Consider the following 20,627-nt stretch of genomic DNA (forward strand, 5'->3'; position numbering starts at 1 on the left):
CTTAAAAAGGACTGATTTTCACCCAAAAACCGATACAAAGTTGCTATTTAGCAACAAACTAACTCATTGAAATAAAATGGATAAACTTTTAACACCTGAAAATCGTTGCAAAAAAGACACAACACCCTGTAACTATTTCGCATTCAAAACCACATAAAACCTATAACCAATTGATAATTATGTACTTTTAAAATTGGCACTGATTTTGATTAGTACTAAGCAAATTAGTTATTTAGGACACAAAATGAAAGTAACGGCCTTGGCAGCCACCCTGCTTATAAGTCTCATCTCGTTAAGTAGTTATGCACTTGATTTGCAAACAACGTTTAACGAACTCGATAAAGACAGTAATGGTTTTTTGAGTGAAGCTGAAGCATCTGAAGATGCATTATTACATGGCAACTTTACGCAAATTGATAGTAACCAAGATGGCCAAATTTCATTTTCTGAGTTTCAGTCGTTTATTCAATAGGAGATTGTAATGAAACAACTATTAGCTGCATTCTCGCTGATGTTTTTAGTTATCAGCGCCACCGTTCTAGCATCACAAATGGATGTTCGATTTGCTAAGTTTGATATTAACGCCGACGGCGAGATTTCATTAACTGAAGCAACCAAACACGATAACCTACTTAAGCAATTTGCCGATCTGGATGAAAACGGCGATCAGGTTCTGTCTGAACAAGAGTTTGAAAAATTCAAACCTTAACGGCTTAAAGTGCTTGCCATAATCCCAGAGGGAATGTGTAAACGGATTTAAATTTTGGGAGTTAAATTATGGCAAGCACTTTTATTTATAAAGGAGTGTAATTATGAGAATTTTCTGGCTTGCTTCATGTACCTTAATTACTATAAGCTTCAATAGCTTAGCATTGGATGTAAAACAAAGATTTGATCACCTTGATAAAGATAAAAATGGCTTTTTATCTGTGCAGGAACTGTCATCGCAACCGCACTTGCAAAAACGCATGGCGCAGTGGGATACAGATAAAGATCAACAAATCTCGCTCCTTGAATTTAAACACTATTTAACAAACAAGAGTTAAAGTAATGTCAAAATTAACCTTTGCCAGCCTAATTTTATGTTGTGTAACTAGCACAGTGAGTTTTGCTGCAGATAGTATTGGTGAAAAATTTAAACAACTTGATCGTAATGACGATGGTTACCTGACTCGCTCAGAGTCTGCGAGAGACCCTGCTCTGTGGTCACGTTTCAAAAACTACGACAGCGATAAAGATAATAAATTATCGCTTAGTGAATTTAAGGTCTACGCAAGCAAATAAAGCGTTACGGTTAATTATTTACTTACTGCTGAGTTGCAGTTTACTGCAACTCTGATACTGTTTTCATAAATCAATAAAAACTATTAGAAGATTATGAAACTCATCATCAGCTTACTAGCAACAGCTTCACTTAGCTGCTTTGCCAACACCACTGTTATTTATAATGTAAATGGCTACACGCCTACCTACAAAGGCGAAACCCAACACTTTTCTGCACTGGTTTTTAAAGACGGTAAAGTCGTAAAAACAGGCAATGACTCAATTAAAAATAGCTTCCCTGACGCCACCGCAATTGATGGCAAGCAAGCCACATTGTTACCTGGCTTAGTCGATGCTCACGGCCATGTAATTGGTTTAGGTAATAACCTTTCACAACTTGATGTCAGAAATACGCACTCGGCAGATGAGGTTGGCAAAATGCTGGCTGAGTTTGCCAAAGATAAACAAGGTTGGATCATTGGTCGCGGTTGGAATCAAGAGCAATGGCCTGGCGGTGAGTTTCCAACTGCAGCTGATTTAGACAAATATGTAAAAGACAAACCTGTAGTGCTTTCTCGCGTTGATGGCCATGCTGTATGGGTTAACTCAAAAGCCATGGAACTTGCAGGTATTGATAAACAAACTCCCTCTCCTGCCGGCGGTGAAATTTTAAAGCTGGATTCAGGGTTACCTTCTGGGGTATTCATTGATAAAGCCGAAACGCTTGTTACCCAACATGTACCAAAAGCAAGCCATGCCAGCATTAATACGGCATTAGATAATGCAGGTAAACATCTACTAAGTTTGGGTATTACATCAACCCATGATGCCGGTATCGATTACGACACGTGGCAAGTGTACAAGCAGCGCTCTGAGCAAAATACCCTTCCTGTCAGAATCGTAGCCATGCTAAGTGCTGCCGATCCTCAACTAGAAACCATGCTCAAAGCAGGCAAATATAAAGACATGAATGACATGCTGTCGATTCGAAGTGTCAAAGTGTATGCAGATGGTGCTTTAGGCAGTCGAGGCGCAGCCCTCATCGAGGAATACGCAGATCGTAAAAATCACCACGGCTTAATGCTTGAAACCCAAGAAAAGCTTGAACAGCTATTCAACTTAAGCTTTGCTCATGGCTTTAGTGCGAACACCCATGCAATTGGTGATAAAGCCAATCACGTGGTGCTCGATGCTTATGAAAATGTGTTTAAAAAAACCGGTGGCATTTTACTTCGTAACCGAATTGAACACGCACAAATTGTGACTCCTGAAGATATCCCTCGTTTTAAAACGTTAAAAATTATTCCTTCAATGCAGCCTGTTCATGCAACCTCTGATATGCATATGGCAGAGCAGCGCCTGACTGAAAAACAACTTGAAGGGGCGTATGCTTGGAAAACCTTTTTAGCGCAAGGCTCTGTAATTGCAGCAGGTTCTGACTTTCCTGTAGAGCTTGCTGATCCGTTTGATGGCTTATATTCAGCCATTACACGAATGGATCATAATCAACTTCCTGAAGGTGGCTGGCGACCACAAGAGCTGCTATCGCGTGATGAAGCTTTGCGTGCGTTTACTTTAGGTGGTGCTTATGCTGCACATCAAGAGTTTAAGCTTGGCAGCTTAGAGCAAGGCAAATGGGCTGACTTTATCTTGATTGATAAAGACTATTACAAAGCGCCAGTCTCTGAGATCCACGATATAAACGTGACACAAACTTGGATTGCGGGCGAGCTAAAATATAAAAAAGAGGAATAATATTACTCGGCGTCAGCTTTTTGCTGACGCTTTAATTTAATGATGTGGAAAATATTCACAAACGCCAGTAAACCATTGGTGAAGGCCACCGGAACGGCACCTATTGCCAGTCCGTAGAAGGTAAATGCAATACACCCTGCTAGGTTGAGCCAGCGTAGTTTTACTACATCGCTCATTGTCAAAGAAGCAACCAACAGTGCTGACGCTAAATAGCCTAAATATTCCCAACTCAATTGTTCTCTCCTAGGCTTTAGGTTAGCATTGGAGCTTGTCATTTTTTTTGACGCACTCTGTGCTAGTTTGACAATAAAATAAAAAAGCTAACTTACTAAAAACCTTGTAAAGCTTAAGAATAATCTTGGCTTTAAAATCATTACACGGGAAATGAAGGTATCAGTAACGTGAATCACCTTACTAGCAAGTTAGCGTAAATTCTTAGAATCTTAATGCTAACGTCATTAAGATGTAATAAATAGGACAATTGTCCGAAGAGCGGCGTTAATGTTTCAATATCATTTTTCAAGCTATCTTGTTGACCAATTACTGACATTTGCTGGCAGTAGTTTTCAACAAGCTAAAAAAGAAGTGCTGATCCACCAAGATCAACCTTTGTCAAAACTCGTATTAGTGAGAAGTGGCACAGTGTCGTTCAGCTATGACGTGGGTAATGGCCGACGCCTTCTTTTAGGCCAGCTTGATTGTAACAACACTCTGATTGGTGAAATTGAAGCACTGAATAACTACCCGTGTATCTACACAGTTACGTGCTTTAGCGATGTAAGTTATAACCTAATTGAGCTTAAACATTGGCGCGCACTACTCTTAGAAAAGCCAGAGTTAAGCTTGTACACAGCGCAAACAATTGCCGCTAAATTCCAAGAAAACCAAAAAATAAATTTAGATAAGCTGCTATTACCACTTAGCTACAACATAGCTAAAGATTGCTTATTAAGAGCTGAAAACAGTAACCCAACGTTACTGCGTGCCTACCCTACCGTAAATGCTGAAGCTGAGCGCTTTGCCACCACCGAAAGAGCATATAGACGCGTCGTTACAGAATTGGTTGAAAAAGGCTTAGTGCAGCGTAGTAATCAAGGCTTACAAGTAGTAGATATCGACAAGCTTAGCGACTACGTCGAAAGTTTTGCGCAGTTATAAATGTGTTACAAATTTTTCTTAAATGCTTTAAAATAATATTACCAAACTGAAAAGCAAAGTCAGCATAAGTTCAGTTGGATAATCTATAAATATTCATAGAGTTAAGCTTTTTAACAGCAAAGCTCTGTATTATAATTTTGCAAAGCGGTGTGTTGTCACAAGTTACACCTGAAAGATGAGACAGAACTTTCTTATTTTATTAATGAAAGTATATATAATGTTCACTTGACGTATATATAATGTACGCTTATCCTTCAATAACAGATAACCATGTGTGGCGTTTTTTCGGTGCACAAACCGGTACTATTTGCTCTAATAAAAGTCTGATTACTTTACGAGAAAGGAAAGAAAGGTAACGATTATGGGAAACAATGAATTTAAACTAACCAAGCTAGCGCTAGCGTTAGGTGTCACTTTAAGCTTAAGTGGTTGTTTGAGTGATGACGACAAAAACGACACAGTGCCTGAGCCACCAGTTCCAACACAAGATGTAGCTGTTCCACCTACAGCTGTTGAACTTCAAGCTGGTGCGATCACGATTAGCGTTGTTGATGCTACTGGTGCTGAACTTGATGATGATGTAACTGCAACGATTAGCTTCACGAGTGATGAAGATGGCTTACTAACAACTGATGGTAACGCACTAACAGATGAAGACAAATCTGTACTTGGTAGTACATTTGGTTACGCTTTAGAATCTATCCCTGCTGATGGCGTAAGCTATGACTTTGTTATCACTGCTGATGGTTATTTATCTAACTCTGGTTCAGTTTCTCTAACTACAACTGAGAATGTAGTTGCTGCTGAAATCCGTCTAACACCTCGTACACTTCAAGATTCAGATGTTGCAATTGTTGCAGATACAAAATCACTAAGTGATTTAGCAGGTGATGGTGTCTCTGCAAGCTACGATCCAAGTACAGGCCTAGTACTTGATGGCGCAGAAGAAATTAGCTTAACTCAGTCAATCCCTTCAAGCAAAGCAACTAAGGCTGTTGGCGGTACTACTGTTAAGATTAAAAATGGTACTCAATTTTTAGATAAAGACGGCGTAGCTTTAACTAGCGCACCTTCATTAACTGTTGGTTACTTTTCGAATGAAGCTACTCGTGACACAACCGAAGCTGAAACTGATGCTTCTGAAGACTCTTCACTAGATGCTTTTCCTGGTGGTTTAGGGCTTTCAGTTGCTAATCCTGATGGTTCAGATTCCGAAGTGGCGGGTTCTTTTACGTCAGGTGGCTTTGTTGCAATTGAGCTTACCGATGATGCAGGTAATAAAGTTAAGACTTTTGGTGAAGGTAACTCTTTAACTGTTGCAATGCAGGTAGACAAAAACACTTCGAACCCATGTGCGTTCAAGTTCGATTCATCAGCTGAAGGGGATTTGACAACCCAAGCTGAAGCTTCTGCTTTTAAAAATGGTGTGTGCCAAATAACTAATCCTACTGTAAGAGCTTTAGAAGCTAATGACATTTTCCCAGTTTGGAGTTATGACGAAGATGCTGGTAAATGGAGCTTTGAAAATTATGGCCTAGTTGTTGACAGTGGTGCAACTGCTACATTTGATGTAGAAGTAGATGTAAACCACTTATCATACTGGAACCTTGACTACTTTAATAACCGTACTTGTTCTAGTGTTTCATTTGATATTGTTGACTCGAATGGTGATGCCAATACAGTACCTGTTTCAATTGCGTTAGAATCACGTGGCTATAGAACAGTTTATAGAATTTATGATGGCAACTATTCTAAAGCTAAATTTAATTACCCACCATCATTTCCAGTCAAAGTTAAGATTTTACGCGACAATAAGAACGTTCTTGATGGTGTAGTTGGTAGTACTGATGATACTGCTTCAGCGTTAACTACATCTAATCTCTGTGAGTTAAATGGAGCAGATCTTGAACTTACTGTGGCTCCACCGACTTTTGTTACCAAACAATTGACTCCACAATTTGTTTGTAGCAATACCGATGATTTTGATGTTGGAACGTCTCCTGTACCTACAGCATCAAATATCAAACTTTTACGAAACAATCGTATGATCAGAAACTTCTACGCAAAAGGAACTTTCCCTGTAACTCTAGAGCAAGCAGAGAATGTTTCTTACAGTGTTAAGTATCAAAACCCACTAACAAAACGTTGGTTAAGCCAAAGTATCGCTGCAAATACGACTGCAGCTAGCTTAAACATTCCTGTAGTTTGTGAAGTTGAAGAGCAACCAATCACTGGTGGTACTGGTGGTACTGGTGGTACTGGTGGCGCTGGTAACGGTGGCTAGTCCACAACGCTAATAAAGCTTTTAAAACCGCGCTTATGCGCGGTTTTTTATTGCCTTTAAAAAATATACATAAACACCAAGTTTCTCTTTTGTGATAAGCATCAATGCATTTACGCTGCTTAAACTACCACTATTATCAATGGGGAGTTTTACGCTCTTAATTTAAGACAATAAAAAAGGCTCACTAAGAGCCTTTTATGAAAAATTTAGACAAGGTTACTTTTCAAGTAAAATGTCGTGGATGTTAGCTAAATCAGACTTACCTTCGATAATTTCGTCTGGCGTTAGGCCTGAAAGCTCATGAGGGAACACAAGCCACTCTTCAGACTCATGAATGTAATAATCTGGCACCATGTCTACCTTTGAGTTTTTCGGCTTGTAGTATGGGCATGCAACGCGGATATCACGTGGTAGGTTTAAACGCATTAGCTCAGAAAGCTTTTCTTTTAATGCAACAATACTACGACCAGAATCGAATACGTCATCAACGATTAGTAATGAGTTATCTGCATTGGCATTTTCAATGATGTAATGCAAACCGTGAACTTTGATCTCTTTAGATTGCTGGTTAATACCGTAATACGAAGAAGTACGTACTGCGATATGGTCAGTTTCGATACCTTTGTAATCGTAATACTCTTGAACTGCGATACCAATTGGAGCACCACCACGCCAAATACCAATGATGAAATCAGGACGGAAACCATCTTCATAAACTTGTGCCGCAACACGAAATGAATCTTCAAGAAGCTGCTGCGCAGTGATATAGCACTTATCTGACATAAATAGAGACCCCAGTGTGAATGATCATTCAAGTGTAGCTAATTTAATAAAAACTAACCACAGGATGAGAAAATGTGGGGCGGGATTTTATACTAATTTACTCAAAAAAGCTTGTATCAGTTTGTAAAATTACCTGTTAGATCAAAAAAGCCCCTTAACTTAGATAAAATTAAGGGGCTTAATAAGGGCGTGTTGACCTTTGTGGATTAAATTTGTTCACTCTAGGGGCGATTTAATCACGGCGCGAGATTTGTAACCTAGTGGGCTAAGTAAAAATCGAGCAACAAAGAGTTAATCGCCCCTAGGAAGAACCCGAAGGGCAGCACGTGTTTGGCATTAATGCTGCGTTATCGCCTATTTATGTGGAACAACCACACTACATAGGCTCTGCCTTGCCTAAATACCAAACACACTGCTGCAAAGTTAATCATAAAAGGTCAACACGCCCTATAGATATTTGCTTATGCTTTTTCTAGTAATGTTCTTGCAACGGTACGCATACCTTGTGTTGTCGCGCCAGCAGCCCACTCGCTTGTGCTGCCCATGTTAAATGCAGCCGCAAGGTCAATATGCACCCAACCTTTGCCTTCATTTGGCACAAAGCGTGATAAGAAGCCAGCTGCATTAGAAGCGCCACCGTAACCACCGCCTTTTTGAGGACGACTATTTGCGGTATCTGCATATGGTGATGGGCAGTTTTGTTGGTGCCATTTTTCAAGTGGTAATGGCCAAGCGGCTTCCATTTCTTGCTCTGCAAAGTCTTGTACGTCACGTACAAGCTCTTTATCAAGACCAAACAATGCATTGTACTCTTGACCAACAGCAACAAGCGCAGCGCCTGTTAGTGTTGCTGCATCAATGATTAATGGCGCACCAGACTCACCTGCAGCCATTAAGCCATCAGCAAGCACTAAACGGCCTTCTGCATCGGTGTTAACGATTTCAACCGTTGTACCATTCTTATAAGTAAGGATATCACCAAGTTTATAGGCATGACCTGAAATAAGGTTTTCTGCACAACATAAGAATAATTTAATGCGTTTGTTGATACCACGGCTGATAGCTAGCGCTAAGCCCGCAGTTACTGTAGCAGCACCACCCATGTCGCACTTCATGCCTAACATGCCTTCACTTGGCTTGATAGAATAACCGCCTGAGTCAAACGTAATGCCTTTACCAACTAAAGCAGCCGCAACAGGTGCGTTCTCGTCACCCGTTGGGTTGTAATCTAATGCTAATAATACCGGTGGACGCTCACTACCACGACCTACCGCGTGAATACCAATCCACTGTTGCTCCAATAAAGCATCACCTTTAATGATTTGGTAGCTTACGTGCTCAGGCGCTAATGACTGAATAAACTCCGCCGCTTTACCGGCTAGGCTTTCTGGGAAAATATCATCAGCTGTGCCATTGATCATTTGACGAGCCCACGTCGCCGCTTGCTTTAAAGAAGCTAGTTCTTTGCTGTCTGTTTTTGCATTTTCAGCAAACTCAATAGCATCTAAATTCTTAGGTGAAACAAAGCCTTGATAGAAAGCCCATTGAGATTCAGTGCACCAAGCATCGCCTACTAACGCAATATTTTTTAAGCCTTGATTAGCTAACGTACGTGCTGCTTTTTGTACGTTTTTAAGTGTATCTTGCTCAGTTAGATGAACAGTTGCGCCTTGTTCAGTAAAAGAAAGAGCGGCTTTTTCGCCCCAATGTGCGGCAGCGCCCTGCTCGCTAAGTTGAACTAGAAATTTTTCTGACATGTTAGAATACTCTTTGCGCTAAAAATGTTGCTTGAGTTTACTACAGCCTTCGTCAGTTCCCAACAGCTTGCGATAAATAGCGTTATGCTGTTTGGTTCTATCCTTGTCTTGAATCACATACAATAAAGAAAAACGAATTATTTAAAGTTATGAAATTTACTCCCGCATTACAATCAGCCACCTTAATTAAGCGTTACAAGCGCTTTTTAGCTGACTTAAAAACGGCTGACGGAGAAGAGTTTACAGCTCACTGCGCTAATACCGGCAAAATGACAGGCTGTGCAGAGCCTGGCTTTAATGCTTTTTATTCAACAAGCGATAATGCCAAACGCAAATATCCTCATTCGCTGCAATTAACCCAGAACCAATTTAACCAATTGATATGTGTAAATACGGCTATAGCAAATAATGTTGTGCAAGAAGCGCTCGAAGCAGGCACGATTGCTGAACTTGCAAACTACCAAACCATTACTGCAGAAGTAAAATACGGCCAAGAAAACAGCCGCATCGACTTTTTATTAACAGATGATCAAAAACCTCATTGTTATGTTGAAGTCAAGTCAGTGACCTTACTGTCGCAAACAGAGCCGCAGTCTGGGCAAGGGTATTTTCCCGATGCAAAAACTGAGCGTGGCCAAAAGCACCTTCGAGAGCTTGTCGAAATGGTGCAGCAAGGACATCGTGCGGTCCTTTTATTTGCTGTTTTACATGAAGGTATTAACCAAGTAAGTGCGGCAACTCATATTGACCCTAAATACGCACAACTTTTAACTGATGCAATTGAAAAAGGCGTTGAAGTTATTGCTTACAAAGCAAAAATATATGCTGATGAGATAAAAATACAGGAAAAATGCCCATTCATCGCCTAAGCTACTCTTTTACTAAAACGACAATAAAAGCACGATTTAAGTTGTATTATTTTTTTTTGCCCATATAACTTAGCAAATTTAAAAAATTTACGGATAGTTAAGGGCTTATAACACCGCCCATAATTATTTGAGCAATCATTAGTCCGAGGTCAAGAGGATTAATTAAAAATAAATTTGCCTCAATCTAATGATTCTGCTATTTATAGCCGCCGGCTAACGCTGGGCAAAATATTAAGGATTTAGGAGAAAGTTATGCCAGACCAAAAAAAACTAGGGTTATTGGCTCAGGCCGGGTTGGAACCATATCAAGAACAGCCAGGTGAAGAGTATATGAATGATGCACAACGTGCTCATTTTAAAACAATTTTAGAAGCTTGGCGTAACGATTTACGTAACGAAGTAGACCGTACTAAATCGCATATGCAAGACGAAGCAGCTAACTTTCCAGATCCAGTAGACCGTGCAGCACAAGAAGAAGAATTCTCATTAGAACTTCGTACTCGTGACCGTGAGCGTAAACTGATCAAGAAAATTGAGAAAACGATTCAATTAATCAAAGAAGACGATTTTGGTTATTGTGAATCTTGTGGTATCGAAATTGGTATCCGCCGCCTAGAAGCGCGTCCTACAGCTGATTTATGTGTAGACTGTAAAACGCTTGCGGAAATTAAAGAAAAACAATCTGGACGCGGTTAATATCCTTTAATTAGCCCATGTCTACCACAGCCGTTAACACGCCAACGCGTGAATATCGTGGCCGTTTTGCGCCATCACCTTCTGGGCCATTACATTTTGGTTCACTTATAGCGGCTGTGGGTAGTTTCCTTGATGCTAAAGCCAATCAAGGAAAATGGTTAGTACGCATTGAAGATATCGACACAACGCGTGTTGTCAGCGGTGCTAGCGACGATATATTACACACCTTAGAAGCTTACGGCCTACATTGGGACGAATCCGTCATTTACCAAACCCAGCGTCATGAGCAATATCAAGCTATTGTTAATGAACTAATCTCACAAAACCTAGTTTATGCATGTCACTGCACTCGTAAAGAAATCAAAGCTATCGGGGGCATTTACCAAGGCCATTGCCGAGATAAAAGTCATGGGCTTTCTGACTCAGCACTGCGTTTAACCCAGCAATTTGCGACCAGCCACTACCATGATTTAATTCAAGGTGAGGTGCGTATTGATAGCCAACTTGCCAAAGAAGATTACTTAATAAAGCGTAGCGATGGTTTATTTGCCTACCAACTCGTTGTAGTGGTTGACGATATTGCACAAGGTATAACACATGTTGTGCGCGGCGCTGATTTACTAGAGCCAACCGCACGACAACTTAGTTTATTTAAGCAGCTTAATAAACCTGCGCCCGATTACGCTCATCTACCTTTAGCGGTTGCTAAGCCGGGTTTTAAGTTATCAAAGCAAAATTACGCCCCCGCAATAGCAAAATCAGATCCTAAGCCCGCTTTGTTCGATGCTTTTCGCTTTTTAGGACTAAAGCCAGAAAGCGCTCTTTTATCGTTAAATATCGAACAAATGTTAGCTTGGGCAGTGGAAACTTACCGTCTTGAACACATCCCAAAGGTGCAAGAAATACAGGTCAGCGAAAATCCAAACTCTCCTTTTTGTGACTTTGTTACTATTGAAAAATAAATTGCCAATTTTAAAGGCCGAGTAACTTAATTTTTCTGCCCTGCTGGTATATGATAGCGACCCAAAGTGTGCGAATCATCAACAGCTTATTTTAGCGCCAAGTAAAACACACTGATTACACGTCAATCTCACATCGGCGAAGTAACAAACAAACGCTATACTTGATGAGTCGCAAAGTCCGCGTCGTAGGAGACAGATTATTATTTCCAAGCTTTTTCAATTTTGTCGGCAGATTATTGGCCCAAATGCCACGACATCGAGTGATGCTTTACCAACGAGCGAGTTACCTTTGGTGATCGAGCGCAGTGAACACGGTATTTCACGCAAACAATTTAGCCCAAATGCAATCAAAGTATTGTACCGCCTAAAAGAAGGTGGTTTTGATGCCTACCTAGTTGGTGGTTGTATTCGAGATATATTGTTAGGCCAACAGCCAAAAGACTTCGACGTTGTAACAAACGCAACGCCTGAGCAAATCAAAAAGCTATTTCGTAACTGTCGCCTAATTGGTCGTCGTTTTCGTTTAGCGCATATTGTATTTGGTCGAGAAATTATTGAAGTAGCGACCATGCGTGGTCATCACGAAGCTGACGAAAGTAAAAATCAAATTAGTCAATCAAGTGAACACGGCCAACTCCTGCGCGATAATGTCTACGGCAGTATCGAAGAAGATGCCGAACGCCGCGACTTTTCAATTAACGCACTGTATTACTCAATAAACGATTTTTGTATTTATGACTATGCCAATGGTATTAGCGCAATAAAAGCAAAACAAATTGAATTGATTGGCGACCCAGAAACACGTTACCGTGAAGACCCTGTGCGTATGTTACGTGCAGTGCGTTTTGCTACCAAACTGGGAATGAGCATTGCGCCTGGCACCGAAAAACCAATTAAAGGCCTTGCTAATTTACTTGACCATATTCCGCCAGCTCGTTTATTCGAAGAATCACTTAAATTGTTCTTAAACGGTAAAGCTGAAGAAAACTACCTAATGCTACGCCAATATGGCTTATTCAAAGCATTATTCCCTGCACTTGATAAAATCTTAGATGCCAATCCTGATGGCCTTGAGCATGCGTTTATTCTGCAAATGTTTAAAAACACCGATAAGCGTATCAATGCAGATAAAAAAGTCACGCCGGCCTTTATTTTTGCAGCCTTATTGTGGTTCCCATTACTCAGTATTGCTAAGAAGCTACAACAACGCGATCAGCTTTCAGAGTACGATGCATTTGCACAAGCAATGAATAAAGTACTTAGTGAAAGTGCACAACATGTCGCGGTTCCAAAACGCTTCACTTTGGGTGCTCGCGATATTTGGCATATTCAGCAGCGTCTTGATAAACGAGGCGGTCAGCGCGCTTACAGGCTCACTCAACAGCCCCGCTTCAAAGCTGCCTATGACTTTTTATTACTGCGTGTACAAGCCGGTGAAGAGCAACATAAAGAACTTGCAGATTGGTGGACAGCTTACTTGAGCCAAGACATCAATGGTCAAAAAGAGATGGTTAAAAATTTAGGGCACCAAGGTGGCCCAAAACGCCGTCGTCGCCCTCGTAAGAAAAAAGTAGACTAAGCATGCAGACTGTTTATTTAGGTTTAGGTGCTAACTTAAATGCACCACGCAAACAGATACATGCCGCTGTCGCTGCCATAAAAGCATTAAAAGATGTTGAGTTTGTTTGTGTATCTCATGATTACGCAAGCAAACCCATGGGACCGCAGGATCAACCAGATTATGTAAATGCGGTCGCGTGTGTTAAAACTGCACTTGAGCCTGAACAATTGCTTGATTTAACTCAAGCCATTGAACTTGAACATGGCCGTGTTAGAAAAGAAGAACGCTGGGGTCCTCGTACCCTTGATATAGATATTTTATTGTTCGGTAATGACGTGATAGACACCCCTCGCTTAACTGTGCCTCATTATGGCTTAACAGAGCGAGAATTTGTTGTTTATCCATTATTTGAGATAGCACCAACGCTTGTACTACCGAATAATCAATCACTTGCTGATATAACAAAAACGTTGCCTTTAAACGATTTACAACAACTCCCTCAGCAGTAATCAACCAAGGCTAAGCCTTAGAGGAAATTATGTCTAAAATCACCGTTTCAACTCTCAATAAAATGAAACAAGAACAACAAAAAATCACCGCATTAACGGCTTACGACGCCAGCTTTGCTAAATTGTTTCATGATAATGGCGTCGAGGTGATTTTAGTCGGTGACTCACTAGGTATGGTATTGCAAGGTGGTGATGACACATTAGCGGTGACCAACAGTGAGATTGCTTATCATACACGCTGCGTACGTGCAGGTAGCCGAGAGCTATTTGTGATTGCTGACTTACCCTTCATGACCTATGCCAATCCAACTGATGCCTGTAAAAATGCAGCAGAGTTGATGCGTGCTGGGGCAAACATGATCAAGCTTGAAGGCGGCGAATGGCTGCACGACAGCATTCGGGCAATGACACAGCAAGGTATTCCTGTATGTGGTCACCTAGGCTTAACACCTCAGTCAGTGCATGTATTTGGCGGTTTTAAAATTCAAGGTCGTGAGCAATCTCAAGCCGATAAAATGGTCAGTGATGCAAAAGCACTTGAGGCGGCAGGTGCACAGTTACTTGTTTTAGAATGTATTCCAAGTGAGCTTGCTAAACGTATTACTGATGAATTGAATATTCCTACCATTGGTATTGGTGCGGGTAATCAAACCGATGGTCAAATCTTAGTAATGCACGACCTAGTTGGTATTTCTGCAGGCTATATTCCTAAGTTCTCAAAGAACTTTTTATTAGAAACCGGCAATATGCCAGCAGCAGTGCAAAAGTATTGTGAAGATGTAAAAAGTGGTGCTTTCCCAAGTGCCGAACACGAGTTTAAATAAATGCAATCAATCACTGAAATTAAATCGTTACGCAGTCAAATCAAAGCTTGGCGTCAAGCTGGCTTGAGCATTGCGCTAGTACCTACCATGGGCAATTTACACCAAGGTCACTTTTCACTTGTTGAAAAAGCCAAGACGCTTGCTGATAAGGTTGTTGTAAGTATCTTTGTAAACCCGATGCAATTCGGTGCCAATGAAGACCTTGATAGTTATCCGCGTACACTAAACGAAGATAAGCAAGGTTTGGCTGAACTTGGTACTGATATCGTGTTTACTCCCTCGGTTGAAACAATTTACCCAAATGGTTTAGGCGAGCAAAGCTTTGTCGATGTACCGGGTGTTTCTATGGGTTACTGTGGAGGCTCGCGTCCTGGTCACTTTAAAGGCGTTGCAACCGTTGTTACTAAGCTATTTAATTTAGTACAACCTGACTTTGCTTGTTTTGGTGAAAAAGATTTTCAGCAGCTGCAAGTTATTAAAACCATGACGCGCGATTTATCTATCCCAGTTGAAATTGTTGGCGTACCTACTTGCCGCGAAATCTCAGGTTTAGCAATGAGCTCTCGTAATGGCTATTTATCTGATGAGCAAAAAGACACCGCAAAAGTACTGTTTGCCACACTCAATAATACAGCAACAGCACTTAAGCAAGGCAGCAAAGACATTGCAGCACTTGAGGCTGATGCAAAAGCACAGCTTGAAGATGCAGGTCTTAAGCCTGACTACTACGCAATTGCAGAGCGCTCAACATTAAAGCCTGCAACAACAGCTGACAAACAACTTGTTATTTTAGCTGCTGCTTATTTAGGCTCAGTACGTTTAATTGACAATTTACAAGTTGAGCTGGATTAAATAGCAACAATCTGGGTAAGATGGATTGCAAAGAAAAGACATAAACTAGGGATAAGCATGAAAAAATTACCAGCAATTGCAGCAACATTATTTGCAATGACATTACTGTCTGCCTGCTCAAACAAAATTGAAAACCCAGAAATGCAGCAATGTGCTCAGCAAAACTATCAATGTGAAGCGAGCTGTGAACAGCAAAGCACCGCTGATGGTTTAGTTCATAAAGTCTGTAGCAACAAATGCATTGAAGCTTACAACCAATGTAAAGCCAATGCAGAAAAGTTAGGTGAAGTTAAATAACACGGCTTGCTTTTCTAGGGCACTGAAAACCTGTTCGGTGCCTACACTCCCCTCCTCGATTACAATTTCGCTTGCAAAATTAAGCCTCTGGTAATTTTGTTCATATTTTTGTTTATCCTTTAAGCTATTCATATTAGGGCAAGCTTTCGTTCATTAAACTTCTCCATATTGGTGACGAATAAACAACGACTACCGTGTAATTGTTTCTCACTAATTTCAAAATTTTACTCTTCGTATTTCGCTGTACCAACTCAAAGCCATTGAGATTATTAGTTTTTATTTTGGGTTCAGTAATTGCTAAGAGATATGAATGAATTAATGTGATTTACGGCTAAAGGAAAATTGAATGAGACCAGAAACCCGAACTAAGCTCTTCAGCGCTGTTAAAAAGAAGACCTTCTTGGGCGTATTATTAGCCATGAGTGCAGGTCATAGTTACGCAGTTGAAGATCCAGACCAGCCAAAAGCGACTGAAACAGAACAAACAGCCGTCAAGGTTCAAGCAACCGAAAATGAAAAACAGCAAGTAAAGGAAAATGCTGCTGAGCTTAAGCCTGCAATGATCACTATTCCGCAAGAAAAGCTATTTGAAGTTATCACTGCACGTGCGAAAAAATTAGCCTCTGAGCCGTATGTAGCGCCTAAAGAATTAGAGCTTGAAGCATTAACTAGCATTGGTTATCAGGACTACCGTGCAATCCGTTTTCGTACTGAGCAAGCAATTTGGAAAGATCAAAGCCTGTATGAAGTGCAGTTATTCCACCCTGGCTTTTTATATCGCTCACCGGTGGCGATTAATACCCTTGAGCAAAATGCTGAAGTAAAAAGTTTACCCTTTAAAACAGATTACTATCGTTACGATGCAACCGCTGCTCCGTTAGAGCAAGAGATCAGCACCGCTATTGCTAATACACAACTTGGCCATGCAGGTTTTCGTTTACACTTTCCACTGAACAACAACCAGTACAAAGATGAAGTGGCTGTGTTTCAAGGTGCTTCATATTTTCGTTTAGTTGGCCCGCACCAGGTATATGGTCTGTCAGCGCGTGGTCTTGCGGTTGATACAGCACTCAGTTCAGGTGAAGAATTCCCCGTATTCAAAGAGTTCTGGTTAGTAAAACCAGCACCAGAAGATACCACTATCGTGCTCTATGCATTATTAGATAGCCCATCAGTGTCGGGAGCCTATCGTTTTGAATTAACACCTTCGACTAACACTGAAGTGAAAACTCAAATGCAAATTTTTGCCCGCAAAGACATCAAAAAGCTCGGCATTGCCCCGCTAACCAGTATGTTCTACCACGGTGAAAATAGTACTAAGTTTTTTGATGATTACCGCCCTGAAGTACATGACTCTGACGGCCTTTTAATGCAATCAGAACAAGGTCAATGGGTTTGGCGCGCACTGAATAACCCGAAGAAGCTAAGTGTCACTTCATTTAGCTACGAGAACCCGAAAGGCTTTGGTCTTGCACAGCGAGACCGTGATTTTAATAACTACCTTGATACTGAGGCCCATTATCACAATCGTCCAAGCATGTGGATTGAGCCACTGGGTAACTGGGGTAAAGGACGCGTTGAGTTAGTTGAGATCCCAACAGATACAGAAACCAACGACAATATTGTTAGCTATTGGGTGCCAGAGCAGCCAATGAAAGCCGGTGACAACTTAAGCTTTAGTTACAAGCTTTCAACTTTCAATGCCACGCTTGCAACTCAAGATAAAGCGAGTGTGTTAAGAACCCGAATTGGTAGTGCTGCACTTCCGGGTGAGAAGAATCCGCCACCGAAAAGTCATCGTCAATTTACCGTAGATTTTAGTGGTGAAACCATTAATCAACTATCCGCTAATTTTGCCATGATGGCCGATTTAACCCTGTCTTCAGGTCAAGTAAGCGATAAAACGGTACAGCAGTTACCAAACAATCAAGGATGGCGCGTAGCCTTTAAAGTGGCGCCAGAGGGAGATAAGCCAGTTGATATGCGCTTATCGTTAAAACTACGTGATAAAGAAATCAGCGAGGTATGGAGCTATGTCTGGTATCCAAACGACGTCCAATAGTAAAGCATTAGAAGCAACAGCAATGCCTTTTAAGAAAACCCGCGCTTGGCTTTTTTCGAGCCTAGCGCTCACCATTACCGCCTATGGCGTGTGGATCATGTTCGATATTTTAAATTCTAACGGCATGACACCGCTTGAGTACGCTTTACTAGCATTATTTACAGTCACCTTCGCGTGGATTGTTACAGCCTTTTGTAGTGGCTGTATGGGCTTTATCCTGCAATTATTTCGTATTGACCCGTTGACCTTAAAACGTCAAAAACCAATCGAGATTGATCAGCATGCCTTAAGCCAAACTAAAACAGCCATTGTTATGCCTATCTATAACGAGGATACCGAGCGTGTAATTGCCGGTTTTGAGGTTAGCCTTCGCTCGCTGGCAAAAACAGGGCAAATGCCACATTACGACTTTTACTTGCTAAGTGATACGCAAGACCCTGAAATTGCTCGTAATGAACTTAAAGCATGGAATGCTCTTACTAAGCGTTTAGGTGATTTAGCAGCGCATACTTTTTATCGTCGCCGCGAAGACAACAAACACCGTAAAGTAGGCAACTTAACCGACTTTTGTGAGCGTTGGGGCAGCCAGTACGATCATATGATTGTGCTTGATGCCGATAGCATTATGACGGGTCAATGTATGCTTGAACTGACTTCTAGCATGATCAGCAATCCAAAATCAGGCTTGATCCAAACGATCCCGATCCCGGTTCGCCAAGACACGTTTTTTGGTCGCTTTTTACAGTTTGCATCGATTTTATATAGCCCAATGCTGGCAACCGGTTCTGCTTTTTGGCAAACAAACCAAGCAAACTACTGGGGTCACAATGCGATTATTCGCGTTGAAGCATTCACAAAATGCTGCGGCTTGCCGGTTTTAAAAGGCAATGCCCCATTTGGTGGTGAAATTTTAAGTCATGACTTTGTTGAAGCTTCACTGCTACACCGAAGTGGTTGGGATGTGTTACTGCTTAGCGATGTTGAAGGTAGCTATGAAGAAGTGCCAAGTAACATTCTCGATTACGCGATTCGTGATAGACGTTGGGTGCAAGGAAATATCCAGCATTTAGGTTTATTGCCTAAATCAGGCCTTAAGCTAATGAGTAAAATGCACTTTTTATTCGGTGCTACGGCGTATATCTCATCGTTAATTTGGTTATCGATGCTGGCATTAAGTACCTTAGATGCAGTGACTCGGGCACTAAATAGCGACGTGTACTTTAACCATGCTTATCAGCTTTTCCCAACCTGGCAAATTGCCAAAACGGATTTAATTGATTCGTTGTTATTCATTACTGCCGTGCTGCTGTTACTGCCTAAATTAATGGGTGTTATTGTGACTTTAGTACACCGTAATAAAGCCTTTGGTGGCACGATGAAGCTAATTGCAGGTTCACTCATCGAAACGGTTTTTGCCATTGTAATTGCGCCGCTAATGATGGTATTCCATAGCTATTTTGTCGTGTGCGTATTTTTAGGTAAAAAAGTTAGCTGGGATGCACAGCCTCGTGAAGGCAGAATGGTGCCGTGGAAAGAAGCGATTGGTTATACGCTATTTTCGACTATTACTGCGATTATTTGGGGCTCGGTTGCTTACTATTACACACCGACCTTCTTTTGGTGGTTATCACCTATTTTAGTGGGCCTTGTTTTAGCAGCGCCAATTGTACGCTACTCAAGCAGCATCGGCTTAGGTGTTAAAATGCGTAAAATGGGTTTATTTTTATGCCCAAGTGAAGTTGAAAACGATGATACCTTAGCGGCACTTCGTGTACATCAACAAGAGATTGGTTTGCCTAAAGATGAGCACGCTGACTTTAGTGTGCCAGCATTGCCTAATGAATACCCTACGGTAATGCCAATTCAAAGCTTTAAGGCACCTTCGGGTAAAAAGCGTAAGCAAGTACGCCTTGCCCAGCAACGCATTAAGGCAAAACTATTTGCCAAAAGCTAAACGAAAAAAAACCGCTCAATGAGCGGATTTTTTATCTATGTCTGTATGGTTGTTACAGAAGGCCTAGCTTTTTAAGTTCAGCTGTTGCCATTTTTCCTGAAAGTGGCACATAACCATCTTTCTCAACAATTTTTTGACCGTCTACAGAAAGAACCATTTTTAAGAACTCTGCATCAATTGGTGCAAGAGGCTTGTTAGGGTGCTTGTTCACATAAACGTATAAGAAACGAGATAGTGGGTATTTACCTGTTGCTACGTTTTCTAATGTCGCATCAACAAAGTTATCGCCTTTCTTAGCAAGTGGTACTGTACGTACACCTGATGTTTTATAACCGATACCTGAGTAACCAATCGCATTCACTGAAGAAGAGATTGACTGTACTACAGATGCAGAACCAGGTTGTTCGTTTACGTTGTTACGGAAGTCACCTTTACAAAGTGCTTTCTTCTTGAAGTAACCGTAAGTACCCGATACTGAGTTACGACCGTAAAGTTGGATATCTTTTGCAGCCCAATCGCCTTCAAGACCTACTTCACTCCAACGGTTAACTTCTGCTTCAGCACCACATTTACGTGTAGAAGAGAAAATCGCATCAACTTGGTCAATACGTAAACCTTTGATTGGGTTGTCTTTATGTACGAATACAGCTAGAGCATCGATTGCAACGCGTACTTCAGTTGGCTTGTAGCCGTAACGTTTTTCGAAAGCTTCGATTTCTTTTGACTTCATACGACGGCTCATTGGGCCGAAGTTTGCTGTACCTTCAGTTAATGCTGGAGGAGCAGTTGAAGAACCCGCTGCTTGGATTTGGATGTTTACGTTTGGATAGAAGCGTTTGTACTCTTCTGCCCAGAACGTCATCATGTTAGCAAGAGTGTCAGAACCAACAGATGAGAAATTACCAGAGATACCACTTGTTTTAGTGTACTCAGGCATATCTTTATCAACTGCAGCTGCTTGTGCTGATACAAATGTTGTTACAGCCACACCCATTGCGGCAACGAGATTTTTGAATTTCATAGGGGTTACTCCGATTTGTT

21 protein-coding genes are annotated in these 20,627 nt (G+C 41.2%); 17 read left to right on the plus strand and 4 right to left on the minus strand.

The annotated features are described in order from the left end of the window. Window positions 1-244: 244 nt before the first annotated feature. From CWC28_RS17220 to CWC28_RS17240, 5 genes are all read left to right on the plus strand, one after another. On the plus strand, window positions 245-472 hold the full coding sequence (locus CWC28_RS17220) for an EF-hand domain-containing protein (RefSeq protein WP_062564862.1): 228 nt from the start codon (window positions 245-247) through the stop codon (window positions 470-472). A 9-nt stretch (window positions 473-481) separates the two neighbouring features. Beyond that, complete coding sequence (locus CWC28_RS17225; protein ID WP_063703293.1) at window positions 482-709, plus strand: PLC family EF-hand domain-containing protein; 228 nt, start codon at window positions 482-484, stop codon at window positions 707-709. A 103-nt stretch (window positions 710-812) separates the two neighbouring features. Beyond that, complete coding sequence (locus CWC28_RS17230; protein ID WP_063703291.1) at window positions 813-1,046, plus strand: EF-hand domain-containing protein; 234 nt, start codon at window positions 813-815, stop codon at window positions 1,044-1,046. 4 nt (window positions 1,047-1,050) lie between these two features. Beyond that, a complete protein-coding gene (locus tag CWC28_RS17235; protein ID WP_063703288.1) occupies window positions 1,051-1,284 on the plus strand; it encodes an EF-hand domain-containing protein in 234 nt (77 codons plus the stop codon). Window positions 1,285-1,377: 93 nt separating this feature from the next. After that, the gene (locus CWC28_RS17240; RefSeq protein WP_063703286.1) at window positions 1,378-3,018 is read left to right on the plus strand and encodes an amidohydrolase; all 1,641 of its coding nucleotides are present in this window, start codon (window positions 1,378-1,380) and stop codon (window positions 3,016-3,018) included. Between the two features lie 2 nt (window positions 3,019-3,020). Here CWC28_RS17240 and CWC28_RS17245 read toward each other — a convergent pair whose 3' ends face one another. Further along, window positions 3,021-3,251, minus strand: a complete 231-nt coding sequence (locus CWC28_RS17245) for a YgjV family protein (protein WP_063529621.1) — start codon at window positions 3,249-3,251, stop codon at window positions 3,021-3,023. Window positions 3,252-3,519: 268 nt separating this feature from the next. Between CWC28_RS17245 and CWC28_RS17250 the strand changes: the two genes are divergently transcribed. Continuing rightward, window positions 3,520-4,176, plus strand: a complete 657-nt coding sequence (locus tag CWC28_RS17250) for a Crp/Fnr family transcriptional regulator (RefSeq protein WP_054560870.1) — start codon at window positions 3,520-3,522, stop codon at window positions 4,174-4,176. 361 nt (window positions 4,177-4,537) lie between these two features. After that, entirely contained in the window at window positions 4,538-6,460 is a 1,923-nt protein-coding gene (locus tag CWC28_RS17255) for a hypothetical protein (protein WP_138625486.1), read from the plus strand. A gap of 216 nt (window positions 6,461-6,676) precedes the next feature. Here the strand turns inward: CWC28_RS17255 and CWC28_RS17260 are convergent, their stop codons facing one another. Further along, window positions 6,677-7,243 carry a phosphoribosyltransferase gene (locus CWC28_RS17260; RefSeq protein WP_063703281.1) on the minus strand — a complete coding sequence of 189 codons (567 nt, stop codon included), beginning with the start codon at window positions 7,241-7,243 and terminating at the stop codon, window positions 6,677-6,679. 461 nt (window positions 7,244-7,704) lie between these two features. Continuing rightward, on the minus strand, window positions 7,705-9,000 hold the full coding sequence (gene pepB, locus CWC28_RS17265) for an aminopeptidase PepB (RefSeq protein ID WP_138625487.1): 1,296 nt from the start codon (window positions 8,998-9,000) through the stop codon (window positions 7,705-7,707). A gap of 149 nt (window positions 9,001-9,149) precedes the next feature. Between pepB and sfsA the strand changes: the two genes are divergently transcribed. The 10 genes from sfsA (at window position 9,150) to mdoH (ending at window position 19,586) form a co-directional block, all read left to right on the plus strand. Beyond that, on the plus strand, window positions 9,150-9,869 hold the full coding sequence (gene sfsA, locus CWC28_RS17270) for a DNA/RNA nuclease SfsA (protein WP_138625488.1): 720 nt from the start codon (window positions 9,150-9,152) through the stop codon (window positions 9,867-9,869). Window positions 9,870-10,121: 252 nt separating this feature from the next. Beyond that, window positions 10,122-10,565, plus strand: coding sequence for an RNA polymerase-binding protein DksA (gene dksA / locus CWC28_RS17275; protein WP_063703275.1), 444 nt, complete (start codon window positions 10,122-10,124; stop codon window positions 10,563-10,565). Window positions 10,566-10,582: 17 nt separating this feature from the next. Next, complete coding sequence (gene gluQRS / locus CWC28_RS17280; RefSeq protein WP_063703273.1) at window positions 10,583-11,527, plus strand: tRNA glutamyl-Q(34) synthetase GluQRS; 945 nt, start codon at window positions 10,583-10,585, stop codon at window positions 11,525-11,527. A gap of 292 nt (window positions 11,528-11,819) precedes the next feature. Then, window positions 11,820-13,106 (plus strand): polynucleotide adenylyltransferase PcnB, encoded by a 1,287-nt coding sequence (pcnB, locus tag CWC28_RS17285; RefSeq protein WP_229677565.1) that lies wholly within the window; start codon window positions 11,820-11,822, stop codon window positions 13,104-13,106. A 2-nt stretch (window positions 13,107-13,108) separates the two neighbouring features. Continuing rightward, complete coding sequence (gene folK, locus CWC28_RS17290) at window positions 13,109-13,597, plus strand: 2-amino-4-hydroxy-6-hydroxymethyldihydropteridine diphosphokinase (protein WP_063703270.1); 489 nt, start codon at window positions 13,109-13,111, stop codon at window positions 13,595-13,597. A gap of 29 nt (window positions 13,598-13,626) precedes the next feature. Beyond that, window positions 13,627-14,421 carry a 3-methyl-2-oxobutanoate hydroxymethyltransferase gene (gene panB, locus CWC28_RS17295; RefSeq protein WP_063703269.1) on the plus strand — a complete coding sequence of 265 codons (795 nt, stop codon included), beginning with the start codon at window positions 13,627-13,629 and terminating at the stop codon, window positions 14,419-14,421. Beyond that, entirely contained in the window at window positions 14,422-15,273 is an 852-nt protein-coding gene (gene panC / locus CWC28_RS17300) for a pantoate--beta-alanine ligase (RefSeq protein ID WP_138625489.1), read from the plus strand. It abuts the gene before it with no gap. A 96-nt stretch (window positions 15,274-15,369) separates the two neighbouring features. Further along, window positions 15,370-15,570: a hypothetical protein gene (locus CWC28_RS17305; protein WP_370625252.1), complete on the plus strand. Its 201-nt coding sequence runs from the start codon at window positions 15,370-15,372 to the stop codon at window positions 15,568-15,570. A 346-nt stretch (window positions 15,571-15,916) separates the two neighbouring features. Continuing rightward, window positions 15,917-17,632 (plus strand): OpgD/OpgG family glucan biosynthesis protein, encoded by a 1,716-nt coding sequence (locus tag CWC28_RS17310; RefSeq protein WP_063703266.1) that lies wholly within the window; start codon window positions 15,917-15,919, stop codon window positions 17,630-17,632. Beyond that, window positions 17,604-19,586, plus strand: a complete 1,983-nt coding sequence (mdoH, locus tag CWC28_RS17315; protein WP_105181257.1) for a glucans biosynthesis glucosyltransferase MdoH — start codon at window positions 17,604-17,606, stop codon at window positions 19,584-19,586. Before CWC28_RS17310 ends, mdoH begins: the two co-directional genes overlap by 29 nt. Window positions 19,587-19,638: 52 nt before the next feature. Here mdoH and CWC28_RS17320 read toward each other — a convergent pair whose 3' ends face one another. Further along, the gene (locus CWC28_RS17320) at window positions 19,639-20,607 is read right to left on the minus strand and encodes a PstS family phosphate ABC transporter substrate-binding protein (RefSeq protein ID WP_063703264.1); all 969 of its coding nucleotides are present in this window, start codon (window positions 20,605-20,607) and stop codon (window positions 19,639-19,641) included. Window positions 20,608-20,627 lie beyond the last annotated feature (20 nt).

The sequence above is a fragment of the Pseudoalteromonas sp. S4492 genome, from assembly GCF_005886115.1.
Classification (GTDB): Bacteria; Pseudomonadota; Gammaproteobacteria; order Enterobacterales; family Alteromonadaceae; genus Pseudoalteromonas; species Pseudoalteromonas gelatinilytica.